This window comes from Nonomuraea phyllanthi (genome assembly GCF_006334985.2).
Classification (GTDB): Bacteria; Actinomycetota; Actinomycetes; order Streptosporangiales; family Streptosporangiaceae; genus Nonomuraea; species Nonomuraea phyllanthi.
The window spans coordinates 55,030-68,482 of sequence record NZ_VDLX02000028.1; the positions used below are offsets into that span (position 1 = coordinate 55,030).

The following is a 13,453-nucleotide window of genomic DNA, read 5'->3' on the forward strand; positions in this document are numbered from 1 at the left end:
TTCTTTAACCCAACTGTCTTGGGTTAAAGCTTACCCTAATCTGTTGGGTGTGGAGGACTACCTGACCACCAAGCAAGCTGCCGTGATCCTCGGAGTGGACGAGCGGACGGTGTACTACTACGCCCGCGATCACGAGGACTTCCCCGAGCCGAAGCGGTTCGGACGGGCGCTCATGTGGCAGGAAGCGCCGCTACGCGAGTGGCGGGCCAAGCACCCTGCGCGCCCCCGCGAGGAGACTTGAGTGGTGCACCGGGCGAACGACCGGCGTGCAGTCAGAGTCGCTCGCCCGGAGTCTTTATTCGGCTCTCGCCTGGTCTCTCTCCCGTACGAACCACAGCAGGGCGCACCACAGCAACACCTGCACGAGAGTCGTCCCGGACAGGACAGGCCAACCCTCTGGGGCGAACGCCCGATAGTTCCAGGCAGCCAACTCCAGAGGGATCATCCCTTTGAGGACCATTGCCGCTTCGCTGCCAGCAGGGTCGGCGTATGCCCGCCAGGCACGGTGGAGGGCGTTCATGACCGCGCCCGCGAGGTGAGCACCAGCCGTCTGACTGCCGCCTCCTCGTACACGATCACCCGGTCCTGTCCTTCAGAGAGGATCCGGGATCGGGCGGGATCAGCGGCCACGCGCCGGGTCGGCTGCCAGCGCCGCATCCACTCGGCCACCTCGTGCAGGTGGGCGGCGGTGAGCGCGGCCATCAGCCCTGCCCCTCGTCGCCCTGGTGCTCGCTTCCGGATGCGTCGTCGCCGGGCTCGCTCACCTCTTCGGTGGTCGCTTCCCGTACCGACAGGGAGACGACATGCCGGGTGTCGTGGGAGTGGTGGCAATCCACCGTGGTCTTGTCGCTGACACCCTCAGCGTCGAGGGCGCGAACGAAGTCCCTGAGCGCCCACACCGTCATGCTGCCCTGGTAAGGCGGGCGGCTGCGGATGTACAGGGACGCTGAGCGGGTTCGCTTGACCTCGGCCATCAGACCCGCGCCTCCTCGCTGGGAGGCTCCTCTGGCGAGCAGGTGCACGGCCGCTTGCCGCACTCTTGGCACCGGCCAAGCCGGGCACACATCTCCCGCGCAACCCGCTCAGGATCTACGCCCGGAACGTTGAGACGGACCTCATGGGTCCGGCTCGGCTCGACGGCGGGGGCTTCGGCGTACCCGTCCACAACCTCGACCGTCTCGTCAGTGATGATCACCGACCGGGCACCGCACTCCTGGGCGAACTCCCGCCACCGCCGCGCCATGACGTCGGCTACGTGCGGTGACATGAGGTTCGGGTCGTCGTAGCGGCACTGATCCACGACCAGCGCGAACGGCTCCTCAAGGTCGTCGCCGACCATGACGGCAGGGAGGGGCAAGATCTGGATGCGCATCAGGCGTCCACCTCGCCGGGCGTCCACACGCACTTCTCCGAGTCCCACACCATGCCGAGCGTCCTGTTGTTCAGCCACTCGGCGCGGCGCTCGCCGTACACCTTCAGGACGCGCTCAGCGTCCCAGCCTTCGACGGTGAGCGACGCCTTTCCCTTGGCGTAGCCACCCATCCAGCGATGCTCCACGTGATTGGGTCGCGCGTCGAAGTCGCGCCGCCGCCCTTCAATGGGGCGCGGGTTGGTGAGGGTGAGCATGTAGTCAGGGCGGTGTCCGTGGCCGGACATCGGCACCTCGTGATCTCCGTCAGGCTCGTCGGGCCACCAGGTGAGCGAATACCAGACGCGCGTCTCGACAGGTCCCTCGTGCAGCTCGAACTCTTCGACCCGGTCGGCCAGCTCGTACGCTTCGGCGTCCTCGCGCCTGGCGAAGACGTGATCGATTTCGTAGTCCGAGTAGGCGCCACTCGTGGCTAGGTACACCTTCATTGGTGCTCTCCAAGGGGGTTCCAGGGGGTCTACCGCGCGACCGGACCTGACCCCCCAGCTAGGCCCGGCCGCACGTCTTTGGTTGGTCGCCCGACCCCGCGACCCTCACGACACGAGGGCCGGGCGACCAGGGTGGGGCTCGACGCTGAACCATCGGGGAAGAACAGCGGAGCCGACGCACTCCTCACGGGAGCGCGCGTCTCAGGGTTTCTAGCGGTGTCTAGGCAGCGACGTTGTCCGGCCGGCGCGCGTGCTTCCGAGTCGCGTACTCGGCCTTCGCAACGGCCAGCTGCGTGAAAAGCATCTGACCGCGCTCGTCCCGGCCTACAGGCTCCAGGTGTCCGCGCTTCACCCACTGGCGGACAGCCGGCGGCTTCACACCGCACAGCGCCGCAGCTTCGGCAGTGGTGACGTACACCTCTTCGGGGTCGTAGTCGGCCACGGCCACCTCCCCCGCACACGAAAAAGCCCCGGCCTGGAATCTCTTCCTGACCGGGGCACACGTCTCCGAAAACCGAGAGTAACGCGTCACGCCGCTGATCCACAAGTCGGCGCTGGTCAGAACGGCCAGTCGCACGACCTCCCCGCCTCAAGCAGCGGGATCAGCTTGAACGTGGAGTCGGAGAACCCGCCGAGCTCGTGCCGGTTCCCGGCGCCGGTCGGCATCGCCGCGTGCTGGTAGCCGACCAAGTTAAACCCGTACATCGGGATGTGCTTGGGCGCGGCGTCGGTGACGTTCCCGGCGTAGTAGCCGCTCATCGTCTGCATGTCCGACAGGATGATGACCCTGTCGTGGCCGGAGTAGGTGCGCTGCACGGACGCGGCGATCTGCGTGCCGTGGCCCACCTCGCCCGTCCGCGCGGCGAATCGCTCCAACTCCCGCAGCACAGACGCGCCCTTGCCGACCTCGTGCTTGAACACGCTGTCAGCGAAGCCGTACAGGTCCACGCCGCCCTTCACTGCCAGCGACACCCCGAACAACGCCGCGGCCTGCGCCGGCGAGACGGACGACCTGCCGGAGATACGGCTACCGGTCATCGACGCCGACGTGTCCACGAGCACGAGCGTGCGCCCCTTGAACGCGGGAACGTTCGACGTGGCCAGGGTGAGCGCCTTGTCGAGCGCGTGACCCCACCGCAGCGACGGAGCATTCAGATACGCCGAGAAGAACCGGAACGGAAGCTGCCGGGAGCGGGCAACCTCCTCCGGGTTCACCAGCTTGGCGATGATCTGGTCGGCGATCTCGTCGGGGATGCCGGCCTGGTCGAAGTTGCGAAGGTTCCTCAACAGCGCCATGTAGCCCATCGACGGGATAACCGCCGTCCACGCCTGCGCGTCCATCGGCCCCTGAAGCCAGCCCGCGAGCGCCTCCCACGTCATGCCCGCGTCGGCGAGCGTGGCGTTGACCGCGGACGGCACGCCCACGGCAACGATCGCGCGGCGTTCGGCGACCGGCATCGACATGAGGTGTGCGCGGCGCCGCAGCATGGCGAGCGACTCGGGAATGTCGTTGTCGCGGCCGTGGCGCCGGTCGAGCGCGTGCCGGAAGAGGTCGCCCTGCCAGCGCTTCGCCGCGTCCGGCGACGGGTGAACGAGGTCGATGACGTCGCCGAACCGGTAGCCCTTGGAGTCGGTGTCGTACTTGAGCAGGTTGCGCTCGTTGTACATCCGCTGGACGGCGTCGGCGATGCCGCGCTTGACCGGCTTCGGGATCGCACGCCCGTACGTGGACGTCCAGTAGGCGAGCGCCTCCCCTGGCTCGTCTGGGCGCTGGAGCACTGTGTTCACGAGCTGCCGGTTAAGGCCCTGCTCGCCCGCGGCGAGACGTGCCTTGACCGCTTCGAGCGCGGCGACGATCGGCGCGGACCGCATGTTCGCCTCGCCGCGCAGCCACGGCAGGAACCGGGCCAGCCACTCGCCGTCCTCGATGGCCACCTGGTGGACGAGAGCCCGGAACCGGTTGTCCCGGCCGCCGGCCTTCTCGTAGAAGGTGTCTTCGCCCACCATGTTCGACACGGCGAGCAGGAAGAGTTCTCCCTTTGCGTCCCTGATGTATCCAGGGGCTCCCTCGTGGGTGCGCCCGGATGGGGTCCGTTCGGTCTTCACCGGGCTGAACACGGCCGGGCGGGTGGTCGTGCTGTTGAACTTCGTCATAACGCAACGAGCCCCTCTCGAATGTCGATCGAGAGGGGCTCGTTCAAGAGATCGCGCCCGAGATCAAGGTCGGCGTAGGTGACTGTTTGTGTGCTCTGCCAACTGAGCTACACCCCGCGTAGTGCGGGGTGACAGGACTTGAACCTGCGACTCCACCCTCCCAAAGGAAGTAACCCATGCCTGCGCACCGGGCACGCGCTCTGAAGTTGTATCCCTCCCGAGATCAAGGTGACGGCGGTGTTTGGCTTGTCCCGCGACGCTCGGCCAGAGCCGAGCACAGGAGTCGAACCTGTCTTGTCAGTTATTGAGACTGAAGTAACCGCAGTCAGCGCACCGGGAAGGTGCATATCCAGTTGTGAGCTTCAGAGATCAGAACGGCGCCGGGTCGGTTTCATTTAGCAGATGAAGGAACCGGAGCCCTCGCACCTGAAGCACTCCCCACCGTAGCGGTAGGCGTGACGCGTCACAGCCCATTTTCGGGCGGGTCGGGAAAAGTGATGCGATCGCCCCGAGCTATGACATCACGCAGCCCTCCGGGATCGGTAGGCGCGCATCCCGGCGGCGTGCTGGCACGCCTTGGAGCAGTAGATCGCGTCCGCTCTCGGGTGCGCTCGACCTCGTCCGTCGTCCTGCCACACGAACTCGCGTCCGCAGTCCGGCAGAGCGCACGTCTTCGCGTCGGGGACCTCTCCCCTGCCGAGGCAGGTGGGGCACTGGGCGCTCATGACGCCTTCTCCAGGACGAGTGCGTCGTACTCGTCCTGCGTCATGACGACTGGCCCGCCGCGAGATGCTCCGCAATCACGGTTGCGGCACTCGATCTTGTCTTCGCCGTCCATCTGGGAGAGCGTCGCCAAATGGCATTGGGGGCACCTCAGGGGCTTGCTGCGTCGGCGGGGCCGGGCCTTCGCCGCCTGGTCGATGCGGCGGGTCCAGCGCAGCACACCCTCAGCGAACTCGGCTGCGAGCTCGGGGTGGGCGAGGATGCCGTCCAGATGCTTCGACAGCCAGCCGACTGCGGACGTGAGCGCCGACGCGGACGCTCCTCGGTACGGGGCGGTGAGCCAGTCCAGCTGAGACGCCCGGTAGGTGGTCTCGTGGTGTCGCAGCCAGCCCAGCAGATCGTTCAGGTCGTCGTACGCGGACGACGGGGAGGGCGGTTCCGCCGAACCAGAGACGCGTTCTGATTCGCCGCGGGCTTCGTAGCCGTCGCCGTAGAGCAGGCGGAGCGTCATCAGCTCGTCAAGGTCGGCGAGCGCGGCGCGGACTTTCGCCTTGTCGTTCTCGCAGACGAGCGGGGCGCCGGGCCAGAAGCGGACGTCGGGCTGCTCAGGTTCGGCAGGCGGTTCGCCCTGCTGGCCGGCTGCCAGCCACGCCTCTACTGCGGCGGCGTGCGCCTCGCGGGCCTTGTGGTACGCCCTCCATGCTTCTCGGCTTCGGTGGTTACACGAGCCTACGCAGGCCCCTTCGGGCGAGATGGACGGATCGAACACTGTGGTGCCTCCCCCGAGGTCGGTACGCTAGCGGGAGAAGCTTCGGCTGTGGCGGCTGAGGTGTGGCGAGGGTAGTGGGGTCGAGGGCGGTCTTCCGAGTGACGGCGGAGGGCCGCTCTTCGCGTCTCAGCGTCTTCGGCGGGCGGCTTGTTCCCGGCCCTGCTTGGCCAGCCACTCGCCCACGTCTACCAGCTGGTCCGGGTCCAAGCGGACGCCGACCGCGAGCAGGTAGGACTCACCCGAGCGCGGCCCGTGCATCAGCTCGACGCCGGGCAGGCGCGGGTGGCGGGAGACGAGGGCGGGATTCGGGTCGTACACAATGCGATCATTATCGCAGGTGAGACGTTGCCGTATGTCCAGACGGGCGGATCGGCAGCAAGAGCCTCAAAGCCACCTCACCCACTCGGCGATCGTCACGGGCTGCCACCACGTGGTCTCGCAGTCTGGGCACTGGTGGATGGCGAGGCGGACACTGTGGCCGATTTCGGGCCATGAGATCGCCTCAGGGTCAACGTAGGGCCGGTCCACGCACTGGTGTTGGCAGGTGAGCCATGCTGCGGTCAGTTGCTCACCGCATCCTTGGCAGAGCCCTGCAACGACTTCGCCGGCGGAGACGACCTCGACGACGTCGTCATGGGCGCACTCTGGGATGGTGGGTGCGGGGCGCCCTCGCAGCGCGTCAGTGATCCTTGAGCGGCGGAAGCGGCGGCGGGCGCGCGCGGCGGCTGCGCGGATCATGTCCTGGGTGATAGGCGGACCATGCTTCGATGCGGCCAGCGCGTCGAGTGCGTCTTGGACGTTGCTTTTCACGGCATGGAGCGTGGCGTCGTTGTCCTCGATCCGCTGCCGGTAGGCGGGCTTGGCTTTCTCCCAGGCGGCGCGCTCGGCTTCGAGGGTGGCCCACAGGTGTTCGAACGCGGGCAGGGCGTCAGGCATGGCGATCAGAGCTCCCGTTTTCGTGCGCCTCAAACAAGTCGCCTTGCCCTTCGCAGTCTCCTCCGTCTCTCCGGGAGAAGCGGGGAGAGTGCGGGGTGATGATGCCCAGCTTGGCCGCGCACTCCGGCCCGTACCCGAGTTCGCGGCTCTTGGGGTCCCACAGGAGCTTGCCGCAGCGGGCGAGGCAGTACATGGGCGGGAGGGGCGGGGCTTCGAGGTCGAGCAGGGTCAAGGCCGCTTCTGTCTGATCTGCGCTGCGGTCTTGAAGTCCTTGGTTGCCTGCTTCCAGCGGCGTTCCGCTTCGTTCCACGACTTTTCAGCCTGCTCCCAGTTCGCGATGGCCCGCTGGGCGCTGCGCTTGACGTCGCGACAGACCCAGATCGACACGGCGAGGGCCACCACGGATAGCGCCAGGGTCCCGTACGGGAGCCACACGAGCCAGTTCACGTCTCCTCCTCGGGTGGTGCTGGCGTCTCTGCCTCGTCGAGGATCGCCAGCGCCTGGCGGTAGCGGCGAGCCAACGATGCGGCCTGTCTCGGCTCCAAAGTGGCCAGACGGTCAGGCGCGGAGTTGTGGCCGATGTCTGCTCTCTTGACCAGCCTGCCCATCGGGTGCGCTGCGGCTCGGCGGATGAAGTCGGCGTAAGCCTCGCCTTCGCGGCGGGTCACCGAGAGGATCGCGTCCACGGTGTCCGCTTCCACTCCAGCGGCGAGAAGGTCTTCCGCTGTCACGTCGGTGTCTTCGATGACGTCGTGGAGTATCCCCGCGATGCGGGCCTGCTCGCCGTGTTCGGTGAGCGCGTCGGCGACGGCCAGAGGGTGGTGGATGTACGGCACTCCTGCCTTGTCCGTCTGGCCGTGGTGGGCCTTCTCGGCGAGACGGTAGGCGTCCTCAAATGTGAAGGTCATCGGCGGTCACCTCCTTCGCCTTGCGGGCTCTCCACGTACGCGCACACCAGCCGCACACGTCCCCCGCCTCCGGGTACAGCCTGCCCTGCCCGCGCCGCGGAGGCTCCCCTGAGCGTCGCAGAGCAGGGCACGACGGGTAGACGTGATCGGTGTACTCGCCTACGTACCACTCGGTCACGGACTCGTAGCCGGCGAACGGGGCTTCGAGGTCTATGGCCAGGGCGGGGTCAGCCATGGTCGGTCTCCTGGTCGTTGAGGTCAGAACCATCGGAGGACATGCGTCTCGCCCTCCCGCTCGTCGTGGGTGAGGATCTGCCTGCCCGCCGCCTGCTCTGCCTCAACGTAGGCGTAGATCTGGAGCGCCCTGTTGACGATGTCCACCTCCGACAGGTTGGTGCGAGCGGCCAACTCGCCGAGCGCTCGTGACGACCGGGCTGTCAGCTTGGTCTTGATCTCCCGATAACGGAGGTCATCAGGCACGGTCCATCCCCTTGATCTCATCGATGACGGCTTTCAGCACGCCTTGTACGGTGACGCCGTCGCCCAGGTGTTCGGCGTGGCGGTCCTCGAAGCGGCGCCGCCACTCTCGGGTGATCACCATGTCGTCGAAGTGGCGGGCGATCCGGGTCCGCTCGCCTGCCGCGTCTTTGCGGTCCTGGTCGTCGGCGATCAGATCCGCTGTGCCCCGGTCTCCCATCGCCCGCGTGTATCCCTCGTCATAGCCCTCCCGGTACACCCGGTCGAGGATCTGCCGGATGACGAACACCCGCTCGTACGGGGAGGTGTCGTTGAGGGTGGCGAGCTTGCGGATCGGGACGGTGAAGTCAGGCATCGGCGGACTCCTCGGGTAGGGCGGCGCGGAGGCGGTTCATCGCGTCCCGTTCCTCTTCGGTCATGTCGACGCCTCGGTACGTGTAGGCGCGCAGGTCTTCAGCGGAGACGACGACCAGGCCCGCGCCGGCGAGGGCGTCTACGGCGGCTTCTACGGTTGCCCGTACCAGGTCCTCGCGGGAGGCTCCGGACACCCAGGCGCATTCGTGAGCCCGTACGGCGTCGCGTAGGGCTTCCTCGGGGATCTCAGGCACTCTGCACCTCCTTGATCGGGGTGAGCCGGTACCGCCACACCACGGGATCGTTCCGGGCGACGTCCTGCTCGCCTCGGTCGCCGCACGGCTCGCACACCAGAGAAGTCTTCCGTTGGATGCGCTTGAAGTAGAAGACGAACGCCTGCGTGGCAGGGCTGTTACGACACCATTCACAGGTGATCGGAGTCTCAGGCATCGGGGTCTCCGTTCGCGATCTCCAGCAAAACGCGGGCGTGGCACCAGTCGGTCTCTCCCGGCTCGGGCAGTGGACACCAGCACGCGAGATCCTTGCCCGCCAGTTCGCGCCGGATCTCGTCCTTGCTCGGGTAGCCGGACATGCCGCCGCTGTAGGCGACGGCAGCCTGGAAGTCCACCACGGCGTAGCGGCGGCGGGCGGAAGTGGGGCTTGAGAACGGCTCGCCGTCGCAGTCGAACCGAACGGAAGGGTAATCAGTCCAGCGGAGCGGATTTCCCCACTTCGTTGGGCGGCCTACGTACACGGCTCCCTCGGGCATGGTCCAGCCCTTCGTGCGTCTCCTCTGGATGCGCTTGGGCTCTCGGGTCTCAGGCACGCCCCATCACCCTCTCAAGATCCGCTTTCGCCTGGTCGCAGGTCTTCTCGATGGCGGAGCCGTACACGTGGCTCCGGTTCTGCAGGACAGCCGCCTCGCATCTCTTGCATGTCCACCGGGAGGCGCTGGATGCGAAGGGCGGGTCCCACTCCATGGTGTGGCCGAGCGCCTCAGCGTGCTGTACGGGGGATTGGGAGGTCACCGCTCCGTCTCCGTCTCCTCGTGCACCGTCCACTCGGGGACGTCCCGGGACACCACGACGGCGTCAACCGGGAGCCCTTTGCGCTTCTGCCACGCTCGGGTGTCGCTCACGGTCGCTCGGGCCGCCGCCAGTCCGGCGTTGCCGAACCCGGTCAGGTCGTAGACCGTGGCCTGCTTGTCGTCGCGGGTTTCCGGGTCGTAGGCGTAGCCGGTGAAGCGGCAGGCGTACTCGGTGTTGACGTCGGCCACGGCTCAGCCCTCCTTCGGGGAGTCCGGGAAGACCGCCCCGAGCTTCTGGACAAACTCCTCAAGCACCTGCTCGGCGCGACGCTTCAGCACGTCGGCGTCGTCGTCCTTCAACGCCTGCGTGTCCAAGCCGGGCAGCTTCGTCCTGAGGGTGTGATCGGGGTCTTCGCGGCGGATCTTCCAGTCGATAGTGAACAGGCAGAGGCCGCCCACGTAGCCGTTCAGGCTGCTGTACGGGGCGTTCACCCAAAGGATGCGGGGCATCGGGCATCTCCTTGTCGATGAGGGTCTTGTGGATCTGAGCGCCCTCTCCGCGTTCTGAGCGCGTGCCCGGCCGTACCGGGAGAGGGCTGGGAGGGTCAGTCGTCGGTGTCTTCGGCAGGGGCAGGCTTGCTACCTCGGCGGCGGTGCCACTCCAGGAACCAGTCGCAGGTACACACGTCGTCGTGGACACCCATCGCGAAGATGAGGTCCGTGTCGCTCATCGACGCGGGATCGGGCGGGGACTCGCTCATGGTCGGTTCTCCGGAGGTTGAGGAGTCCCGGAAGGGACTCCGGGACAGAAGGTCACTCGTCCACCACGGAGCCGCCGCCATCGACGTACTCCCAGATCCACTCCTTCCACTCCTCGTGGACGCGCTCCTCCTGCTGCTCCGAGGTGAGAGCGTTCCACTCGCTCACAGGAATCCCCGTGTCGATCACGTCGCTGCGCTCGGCGTTCGCCAGGCCGATGCCGAGCGTCACCGCCAGCTTGATCGTCGGCTCGTTGTCCATATCTGACTCCTTGGTCATCGTCGGGGGGTTGGGGTCCGCTCTCCCGGTAGAAGAGACACCGGGAGAGCGGGAGGGGTCAGGTGTCGAGCGTGAACGCCGGGTCCCACAGGCGACCTGCGTGCAGGTCCACCAGCTCGGCCGCCCATTCGTCGCCCGCCCGCGCCGCCTTCAGGTGCTCTTGCGCCTGCCCCCACAGCCGGTCCATCAGGCCGGGAGCGAAGAACACCACAGCGGCGGCGCGCTCGTACCCGAGCGGGTTGGCGTCGGACACCGCCGGCCACCACAGGACGTGCGTGTCGCCCTCGCGGGCTTCGACGCGCTCGGTCGCCGTGGCGAGCGCTGCGTCGATGCCCCGGATCTTGCGGGCGATCCGTAGGTAGGCGTCAGCGTCTGGGTTGCCGGTGGCGACGAGCTTGCCGAGCATCGCGGTCTCCTACGTCGAGGGCGGGCATTGGGGTCAGGAAGAGGAGGGGGCCCCTTGCGGGGCCCTTGGGGTCAGCGGGTGGACAAGAACTCGGCGAGGGCGTCCATCGGCGAGGAGGGTGCCTCAGGACTGGGGTTGGCCAGCGTGGGCAACTCGACCACGACGATCTCGCGGTGCAGCCACGCCACCAGCGCGTCGCTGTCGGTCTTGCACAGGTCGATCCAGCGCGGACCCGCCTCGGTCTGCACCACGTAGGCGGTGGTCGCGGTCTTGGGGCAGCGCAGGCACGGGTGGCCTTCAGCGGCGCGGGTGGCGCGCTGGTCTGCGGTGTCGTTCGCGGGCGCCGGAGGCAGGTCGCTCCAGTTGATGGCCATGGCGGGTCAGCCCTGGAAGTACGCGAAGTCGAAGGTGCAGTCGTTGCCGTCGTTGTCGAGGACCTCGATGTTCCAGGCGACGTCCTCGGACGCCTTCATGAGCACCTTGCCGATCGTCTCGACGCCGGAGGCGGGCAGGTGGCGGACGACCTTGACGGTCTCGCCGCTGCCCTTGGCGCGGGTCTCGTAGGACAGCGTGAAGACCTTGGCGTAGCGGCCCTGGCGGTCGCGGTTGAGGGTGCCGAGGTTGATCTCGCGGACGGCGGTGGTCATGTCGTCTCCTCGTTGCTGGGTTTGGTCTACGTGCCCGTCCGGGTCTCGCACCCGGATGACTGCTGGTCGGGCTGGGCGGCCCCGGTCTCCCGGGGCCCTTGGGGTCTTCAGTCGGTCCACTCGGGGCAGAGGGCGGGCCTCTCCTTCCGGACCGCCGCCCAGAACTGGTCCTCGCTCTTGGAGTCCATGCCGGCCGAGTAGTCGATCAGCTCCTGGAGGGTGATGTTCGGGTTGTCGGCGAGGAGGGCGGCGGCGGTGAGGCGGGCGGTCATCTCGTGCTCCCTGGTCGGTGTCCCTTGCTGATAACCCCAACGTATTGGCCAACCTGTTGGGTGTCAATAGGTTGGCGGGGCGAATGCCAGCAGCCCCAACGCGGTGGCCTTCCCGGTGGGCTTTCGGTGTGCGAGGATGAGGCCATGAGCAAGAGCGACTACACACCCGACGACCGCGAAGCCAAGACCTTCGCCCGCTTCAAGCGGCACTACGAGGCGCACAAGGCGCTCCTGCCCGAGGTCAAGGAGATGGCTGCCCACGCGCTCAAGCAGGGGGCGACCACCGGCCAGCTCGCCAAATGGACGGGCCTCACAGACGAGTTGTTCCGCCGCATCGCCCGAGCCGAAGGAGTCGAACGGCACCGCCCGCCCACTGTGGGACGGGATGCCACGCCCGCACCTCCCGCCGGCGAGTCGGAGTAGCTGTTCACCTCTCGCCCTTCCCGTCCAGGTAGTCGATCCGCCAGGTCGGGTGGCACGGGATGATCCGCTTCGGGTCGTCGTCGAGCCGGACACGGAGTGCCGCATCCTTGAAGCCCACGATGGTGCCCGCCTGCCCTCGGAACTTGATCCGGGCGCCGCGCTTGGCGGGCACCTGGTAGTAGCGGCGGATGTAGTCGGCGCTGCCCTTGGTCATCAGGGAGCCTCCCCGATCTCGTCGTCGCGGGGATCCCATGCCTCGTTCAGGTCCCGTTCCGTGGACGCCCACACGTTGGTCGGGCAGGGCCACGCGAACCCGCACTCGCCGCACAGGCCGGACGTCGTCCCGTGCGGCCCTTCACTCTTGGAGTGGGCGTCGGCGATCCTGCCGAGCCGGCCGGACGGGTCGACGAGCACGATCCGTGTTGATCCGTTGTGCCCGTGGACGTGCTTGACGTCGTCGATCCGGTTGTAGTGGACCGTGGATGGACGCTCACCGCGCCAGCGGAGCGCTACCGCCCCGTCCGGCCACAGCACGCCGTCGGCGACCTCGCCTGTGCCGGACACCCCGCTGACGTCCTCGTCGCGGACCAGCTTGAACAGCATCGGCGCGGCCATCAGGAAGCCTCCTTCCGTTGGGAGGCGTGACGGCGGCGGAAAGTCTCGTACCGGTCCCGCAGCGTCGACGTACGCCGCGTCTTGGCCACTGCGATTGCTTGCAGCCAGTCCACCGCCGCGCCTGTCGGTTCGATGCCGTCCAGACGCATGCGCCGCACCGACCAGGCCAGGCGGTGGGCGGCAGCCATCAGCGGGTTCGACGGCATGCGATCCCAGGTGGTGGTGCCTTCGGCGTCGGGGACGTGGCGGACGGTGATGGGGCGGCGCCGGAGCAGGTTGTTCACCTCGTCGACCGCCTGCCGGTCGCGGCACCCGCCGCTTGCTGGCTTCCGGGTGCGGGCCATGTGCTGCACGGCGGCGATCACTTCCTGGTTGTCGAGCAACAGCGTTACGGGGCCTTCTCCGGAGCGGCGCAGCGCAAATCTGACGGCCTGCATCTCCGCTGTTTGGCTGTTCATGCGCGGGCCGTGGCACGTCCCGACAGTGACGTGGCCGTCGCCGGAGACGGCAGCGAACCCGGCGTGCTCGCATTCCGGGGTGACCGACCCGTCGGTGCCGATCACGTTGCGCTGCCCGGTGAATCCGTCCAGGCGGAAGCGTATGGGGCGGGCTACCTCGAATGTCTCGGGCGCCTGATGCGGCGCTGTCCAGCTCGACCCCTCGGGGGAACTGGTGCCGTTGGCGAAGCGGTAGGCCAACGCTGCGAGCATCTCGGAACTCACCTCCTCGGCTGCTGGCATGTTCGAGTCCTCTCTCAAATATCGATCTTGCAGAGCTTGATCAGTGATCTTTCTCGGACTGATGAGCGACTGAGCGAGCCACAGAAGCCCGCTCAATCCCAAGGACG

Annotated in this window: 30 protein-coding genes; 2 read left to right on the plus strand and 28 right to left on the minus strand. The window is 67.5% G+C overall.

Annotation, left to right across the window (positions count from 1 at the left end; all coding sequences use genetic code 11):
• Positions 1 to 49: 49 nt before the first annotated feature.
• Positions 50 to 241, plus strand: a complete 192-nt coding sequence (locus tag FH608_RS46220) for a helix-turn-helix transcriptional regulator (RefSeq protein ID WP_139637555.1) — start codon at positions 50 to 52, stop codon at positions 239 to 241.
• Positions 242 to 516: 275 nt separating this feature from the next.
• Here FH608_RS46220 and FH608_RS46225 read toward each other — a convergent pair whose 3' ends face one another.
• The 25 genes from FH608_RS46225 to FH608_RS52195 form a co-directional block, all read right to left on the minus strand.
• A complete protein-coding gene (locus tag FH608_RS46225; RefSeq protein ID WP_139637556.1) occupies positions 517 to 702 on the minus strand; it encodes a hypothetical protein in 186 nt (61 codons plus the stop codon).
• A complete protein-coding gene (locus FH608_RS46230) occupies positions 702 to 974 on the minus strand; it encodes a hypothetical protein (protein ID WP_139637557.1) in 273 nt (90 codons plus the stop codon). Before FH608_RS46230 ends, FH608_RS46225 begins: the two co-directional genes overlap by 1 nt.
• Complete coding sequence (locus FH608_RS46235) at positions 974 to 1,372, minus strand: hypothetical protein (protein ID WP_139637558.1); 399 nt, start codon at positions 1,370 to 1,372, stop codon at positions 974 to 976. The genes FH608_RS46230 and FH608_RS46235 overlap by 1 nt, the downstream gene beginning before the upstream one ends.
• Positions 1,372 to 1,857, minus strand: coding sequence for a hypothetical protein (locus tag FH608_RS46240; protein ID WP_139637559.1), 486 nt, complete (start codon positions 1,855 to 1,857; stop codon positions 1,372 to 1,374). The genes FH608_RS46235 and FH608_RS46240 overlap by 1 nt, the downstream gene beginning before the upstream one ends.
• A gap of 220 nt (positions 1,858 to 2,077) precedes the next feature.
• The gene (locus FH608_RS46245) at positions 2,078 to 2,299 is read right to left on the minus strand and encodes a helix-turn-helix domain-containing protein (RefSeq protein ID WP_226900500.1); all 222 of its coding nucleotides are present in this window, start codon (positions 2,297 to 2,299) and stop codon (positions 2,078 to 2,080) included.
• Between the two features lie 116 nt (positions 2,300 to 2,415).
• Positions 2,416 to 4,011, minus strand: a complete 1,596-nt coding sequence (locus FH608_RS46250; RefSeq protein WP_139637561.1) for a TROVE domain-containing protein — start codon at positions 4,009 to 4,011, stop codon at positions 2,416 to 2,418.
• A gap of 721 nt (positions 4,012 to 4,732) precedes the next feature.
• Positions 4,733 to 5,503, minus strand: a complete 771-nt coding sequence (locus FH608_RS46255) for a hypothetical protein (protein ID WP_139637562.1) — start codon at positions 5,501 to 5,503, stop codon at positions 4,733 to 4,735.
• Between the two features lie 126 nt (positions 5,504 to 5,629).
• Positions 5,630 to 5,821, minus strand: a complete 192-nt coding sequence (locus FH608_RS46260) for a hypothetical protein (RefSeq protein WP_139637563.1) — start codon at positions 5,819 to 5,821, stop codon at positions 5,630 to 5,632.
• Between the two features lie 66 nt (positions 5,822 to 5,887).
• On the minus strand, positions 5,888 to 6,439 hold the full coding sequence (locus FH608_RS46265) for a hypothetical protein (RefSeq protein WP_139637564.1): 552 nt from the start codon (positions 6,437 to 6,439) through the stop codon (positions 5,888 to 5,890).
• Positions 6,432 to 6,749, minus strand: coding sequence for a DUF6011 domain-containing protein (locus FH608_RS54610; protein WP_226900501.1), 318 nt, complete (start codon positions 6,747 to 6,749; stop codon positions 6,432 to 6,434). Before FH608_RS54610 ends, FH608_RS46265 begins: the two co-directional genes overlap by 8 nt.
• Positions 6,668 to 6,886: a hypothetical protein gene (locus FH608_RS46270; RefSeq protein ID WP_139637565.1), complete on the minus strand. Its 219-nt coding sequence runs from the start codon at positions 6,884 to 6,886 to the stop codon at positions 6,668 to 6,670. Before FH608_RS46270 ends, FH608_RS54610 begins: the two co-directional genes overlap by 82 nt.
• Positions 6,883 to 7,347, minus strand: a complete 465-nt coding sequence (locus FH608_RS46275) for an HD domain-containing protein (RefSeq protein WP_139637566.1) — start codon at positions 7,345 to 7,347, stop codon at positions 6,883 to 6,885. The genes FH608_RS46270 and FH608_RS46275 overlap by 4 nt, the downstream gene beginning before the upstream one ends.
• Positions 7,331 to 7,582 carry a hypothetical protein gene (locus FH608_RS46280; protein WP_139637567.1) on the minus strand — a complete coding sequence of 84 codons (252 nt, stop codon included), beginning with the start codon at positions 7,580 to 7,582 and terminating at the stop codon, positions 7,331 to 7,333. Before FH608_RS46280 ends, FH608_RS46275 begins: the two co-directional genes overlap by 17 nt.
• Before the next feature lie 23 nt (positions 7,583 to 7,605).
• The gene (locus FH608_RS46285; RefSeq protein WP_139637568.1) at positions 7,606 to 7,827 is read right to left on the minus strand and encodes a hypothetical protein; all 222 of its coding nucleotides are present in this window, start codon (positions 7,825 to 7,827) and stop codon (positions 7,606 to 7,608) included.
• Positions 7,820 to 8,179, minus strand: a complete 360-nt coding sequence (locus FH608_RS46290; RefSeq protein WP_139637569.1) for a hypothetical protein — start codon at positions 8,177 to 8,179, stop codon at positions 7,820 to 7,822. The genes FH608_RS46285 and FH608_RS46290 overlap by 8 nt, the downstream gene beginning before the upstream one ends.
• Entirely contained in the window at positions 8,172 to 8,432 is a 261-nt protein-coding gene (locus FH608_RS46295) for a Zn-dependent oligopeptidase (protein ID WP_139637570.1), read from the minus strand. The genes FH608_RS46290 and FH608_RS46295 overlap by 8 nt, the downstream gene beginning before the upstream one ends.
• On the minus strand, positions 8,425 to 8,628 hold the full coding sequence (locus FH608_RS46300) for a hypothetical protein (RefSeq protein ID WP_139637571.1): 204 nt from the start codon (positions 8,626 to 8,628) through the stop codon (positions 8,425 to 8,427). Before FH608_RS46300 ends, FH608_RS46295 begins: the two co-directional genes overlap by 8 nt.
• Complete coding sequence (locus FH608_RS46305; protein ID WP_226900502.1) at positions 8,621 to 9,004, minus strand: DUF4326 domain-containing protein; 384 nt, start codon at positions 9,002 to 9,004, stop codon at positions 8,621 to 8,623. Before FH608_RS46305 ends, FH608_RS46300 begins: the two co-directional genes overlap by 8 nt.
• A gap of 198 nt (positions 9,005 to 9,202) precedes the next feature.
• Positions 9,203 to 9,454 (minus strand): hypothetical protein, encoded by a 252-nt coding sequence (locus FH608_RS46315; protein ID WP_139637573.1) that lies wholly within the window; start codon positions 9,452 to 9,454, stop codon positions 9,203 to 9,205.
• 3 nt (positions 9,455 to 9,457) lie between these two features.
• Positions 9,458 to 9,715 carry a hypothetical protein gene (locus FH608_RS46320; protein ID WP_139637574.1) on the minus strand — a complete coding sequence of 86 codons (258 nt, stop codon included), beginning with the start codon at positions 9,713 to 9,715 and terminating at the stop codon, positions 9,458 to 9,460.
• A 303-nt stretch (positions 9,716 to 10,018) separates the two neighbouring features.
• Positions 10,019 to 10,225 (minus strand): DUF7167 family protein, encoded by a 207-nt coding sequence (locus tag FH608_RS46325; protein ID WP_139637575.1) that lies wholly within the window; start codon positions 10,223 to 10,225, stop codon positions 10,019 to 10,021.
• A 76-nt stretch (positions 10,226 to 10,301) separates the two neighbouring features.
• Complete coding sequence (locus FH608_RS46330; RefSeq protein ID WP_139637576.1) at positions 10,302 to 10,649, minus strand: hypothetical protein; 348 nt, start codon at positions 10,647 to 10,649, stop codon at positions 10,302 to 10,304.
• 71 nt (positions 10,650 to 10,720) lie between these two features.
• Positions 10,721 to 11,023, minus strand: coding sequence for a hypothetical protein (locus FH608_RS46335; protein ID WP_139637577.1), 303 nt, complete (start codon positions 11,021 to 11,023; stop codon positions 10,721 to 10,723).
• A 6-nt stretch (positions 11,024 to 11,029) separates the two neighbouring features.
• Positions 11,030 to 11,296: a hypothetical protein gene (locus FH608_RS46340; RefSeq protein WP_139637578.1), complete on the minus strand. Its 267-nt coding sequence runs from the start codon at positions 11,294 to 11,296 to the stop codon at positions 11,030 to 11,032.
• A 107-nt stretch (positions 11,297 to 11,403) separates the two neighbouring features.
• The gene (locus FH608_RS52195) at positions 11,404 to 11,568 is read right to left on the minus strand and encodes a hypothetical protein (protein WP_193319020.1); all 165 of its coding nucleotides are present in this window, start codon (positions 11,566 to 11,568) and stop codon (positions 11,404 to 11,406) included.
• A gap of 144 nt (positions 11,569 to 11,712) precedes the next feature.
• On the opposite strand from FH608_RS52195, the gene FH608_RS46345 reads away from it, so the two are divergent.
• A complete protein-coding gene (locus tag FH608_RS46345) occupies positions 11,713 to 11,991 on the plus strand; it encodes a hypothetical protein (RefSeq protein ID WP_139637579.1) in 279 nt (92 codons plus the stop codon).
• A gap of 4 nt (positions 11,992 to 11,995) precedes the next feature.
• Here the strand turns inward: FH608_RS46345 and FH608_RS46350 are convergent, their stop codons facing one another.
• The 3 genes from FH608_RS46350 to FH608_RS46360 are packed head-to-tail and all read right to left on the minus strand — an operon-like array spanning position 11,996 to position 13,346.
• The gene (locus FH608_RS46350) at positions 11,996 to 12,205 is read right to left on the minus strand and encodes a hypothetical protein (RefSeq protein WP_139637580.1); all 210 of its coding nucleotides are present in this window, start codon (positions 12,203 to 12,205) and stop codon (positions 11,996 to 11,998) included.
• Positions 12,205 to 12,606, minus strand: coding sequence for a hypothetical protein (locus tag FH608_RS52200; protein ID WP_193319021.1), 402 nt, complete (start codon positions 12,604 to 12,606; stop codon positions 12,205 to 12,207). Before FH608_RS52200 ends, FH608_RS46350 begins: the two co-directional genes overlap by 1 nt.
• Positions 12,606 to 13,346: a ribonuclease H family protein gene (locus tag FH608_RS46360; protein ID WP_139637581.1), complete on the minus strand. Its 741-nt coding sequence runs from the start codon at positions 13,344 to 13,346 to the stop codon at positions 12,606 to 12,608. The genes FH608_RS52200 and FH608_RS46360 overlap by 1 nt, the downstream gene beginning before the upstream one ends.
• Positions 13,347 to 13,453: the final 107 nt, after the last annotated feature.

Excerpts from the sequence above, each read along its gene's own strand:
- FH608_RS46300 (WP_139637571.1), bottom strand. The coding sequence starts at position 8,628 with ATGCCTGAGACTCCGATCACCTGTGAATGGTGTCGTAACAGCCCTGCC.
- FH608_RS52200 (WP_193319021.1), bottom strand. The coding sequence starts at position 12,606 with ATGGCCGCGCCGATGCTGTTCAAGCTGGTCCGCGACGAGGACGTCAGC.
- FH608_RS46320 (WP_139637574.1), bottom strand. The coding sequence starts at position 9,715 with ATGCCCCGCATCCTTTGGGTGAACGCCCCGTACAGCAGCCTGAACGGC.
- FH608_RS46325 (WP_139637575.1), bottom strand. The coding sequence starts at position 10,225 with ATGGACAACGAGCCGACGATCAAGCTGGCGGTGACGCTCGGCATCGGC.
- FH608_RS46230 (WP_139637557.1), bottom strand. The coding sequence starts at position 974 with ATGGCCGAGGTCAAGCGAACCCGCTCAGCGTCCCTGTACATCCGCAGC.
- FH608_RS46265 (WP_139637564.1), bottom strand. The coding sequence starts at position 6,439 with ATGCCTGACGCCCTGCCCGCGTTCGAACACCTGTGGGCCACCCTCGAA.
- FH608_RS46350 (WP_139637580.1), bottom strand. The coding sequence starts at position 12,205 with ATGACCAAGGGCAGCGCCGACTACATCCGCCGCTACTACCAGGTGCCC.
- FH608_RS46235 (WP_139637558.1), bottom strand. The coding sequence starts at position 1,372 with ATGCGCATCCAGATCTTGCCCCTCCCTGCCGTCATGGTCGGCGACGAC.
- FH608_RS46290 (WP_139637569.1), bottom strand. The coding sequence starts at position 8,179 with ATGCCTGACTTCACCGTCCCGATCCGCAAGCTCGCCACCCTCAACGAC.
- FH608_RS46240 (WP_139637559.1), bottom strand. The coding sequence starts at position 1,857 with ATGAAGGTGTACCTAGCCACGAGTGGCGCCTACTCGGACTACGAAATC.
- FH608_RS46250 (WP_139637561.1), bottom strand. The coding sequence starts at position 4,011 with ATGACGAAGTTCAACAGCACGACCACCCGCCCGGCCGTGTTCAGCCCG.
- FH608_RS52195 (WP_193319020.1), bottom strand. The coding sequence starts at position 11,568 with ATGACCGCCCGCCTCACCGCCGCCGCCCTCCTCGCCGACAACCCGAAC.
- FH608_RS46225 (WP_139637556.1), bottom strand. The coding sequence starts at position 702 with ATGGCCGCGCTCACCGCCGCCCACCTGCACGAGGTGGCCGAGTGGATG.
- FH608_RS46275 (WP_139637566.1), bottom strand. The coding sequence starts at position 7,347 with ATGACCTTCACATTTGAGGACGCCTACCGTCTCGCCGAGAAGGCCCAC.
- FH608_RS46330 (WP_139637576.1), bottom strand. The coding sequence starts at position 10,649 with ATGCTCGGCAAGCTCGTCGCCACCGGCAACCCAGACGCTGACGCCTAC.
- FH608_RS46360 (WP_139637581.1), bottom strand. The coding sequence starts at position 13,346 with ATGCCAGCAGCCGAGGAGGTGAGTTCCGAGATGCTCGCAGCGTTGGCC.
- FH608_RS46280 (WP_139637567.1), bottom strand. The coding sequence starts at position 7,582 with ATGGCTGACCCCGCCCTGGCCATAGACCTCGAAGCCCCGTTCGCCGGC.
- FH608_RS46345 (WP_139637579.1), top strand. The coding sequence starts at position 11,713 with ATGAGCAAGAGCGACTACACACCCGACGACCGCGAAGCCAAGACCTTC.
- FH608_RS46340 (WP_139637578.1), bottom strand. The coding sequence starts at position 11,296 with ATGACCACCGCCGTCCGCGAGATCAACCTCGGCACCCTCAACCGCGAC.
- FH608_RS46335 (WP_139637577.1), bottom strand. The coding sequence starts at position 11,023 with ATGGCCATCAACTGGAGCGACCTGCCTCCGGCGCCCGCGAACGACACC.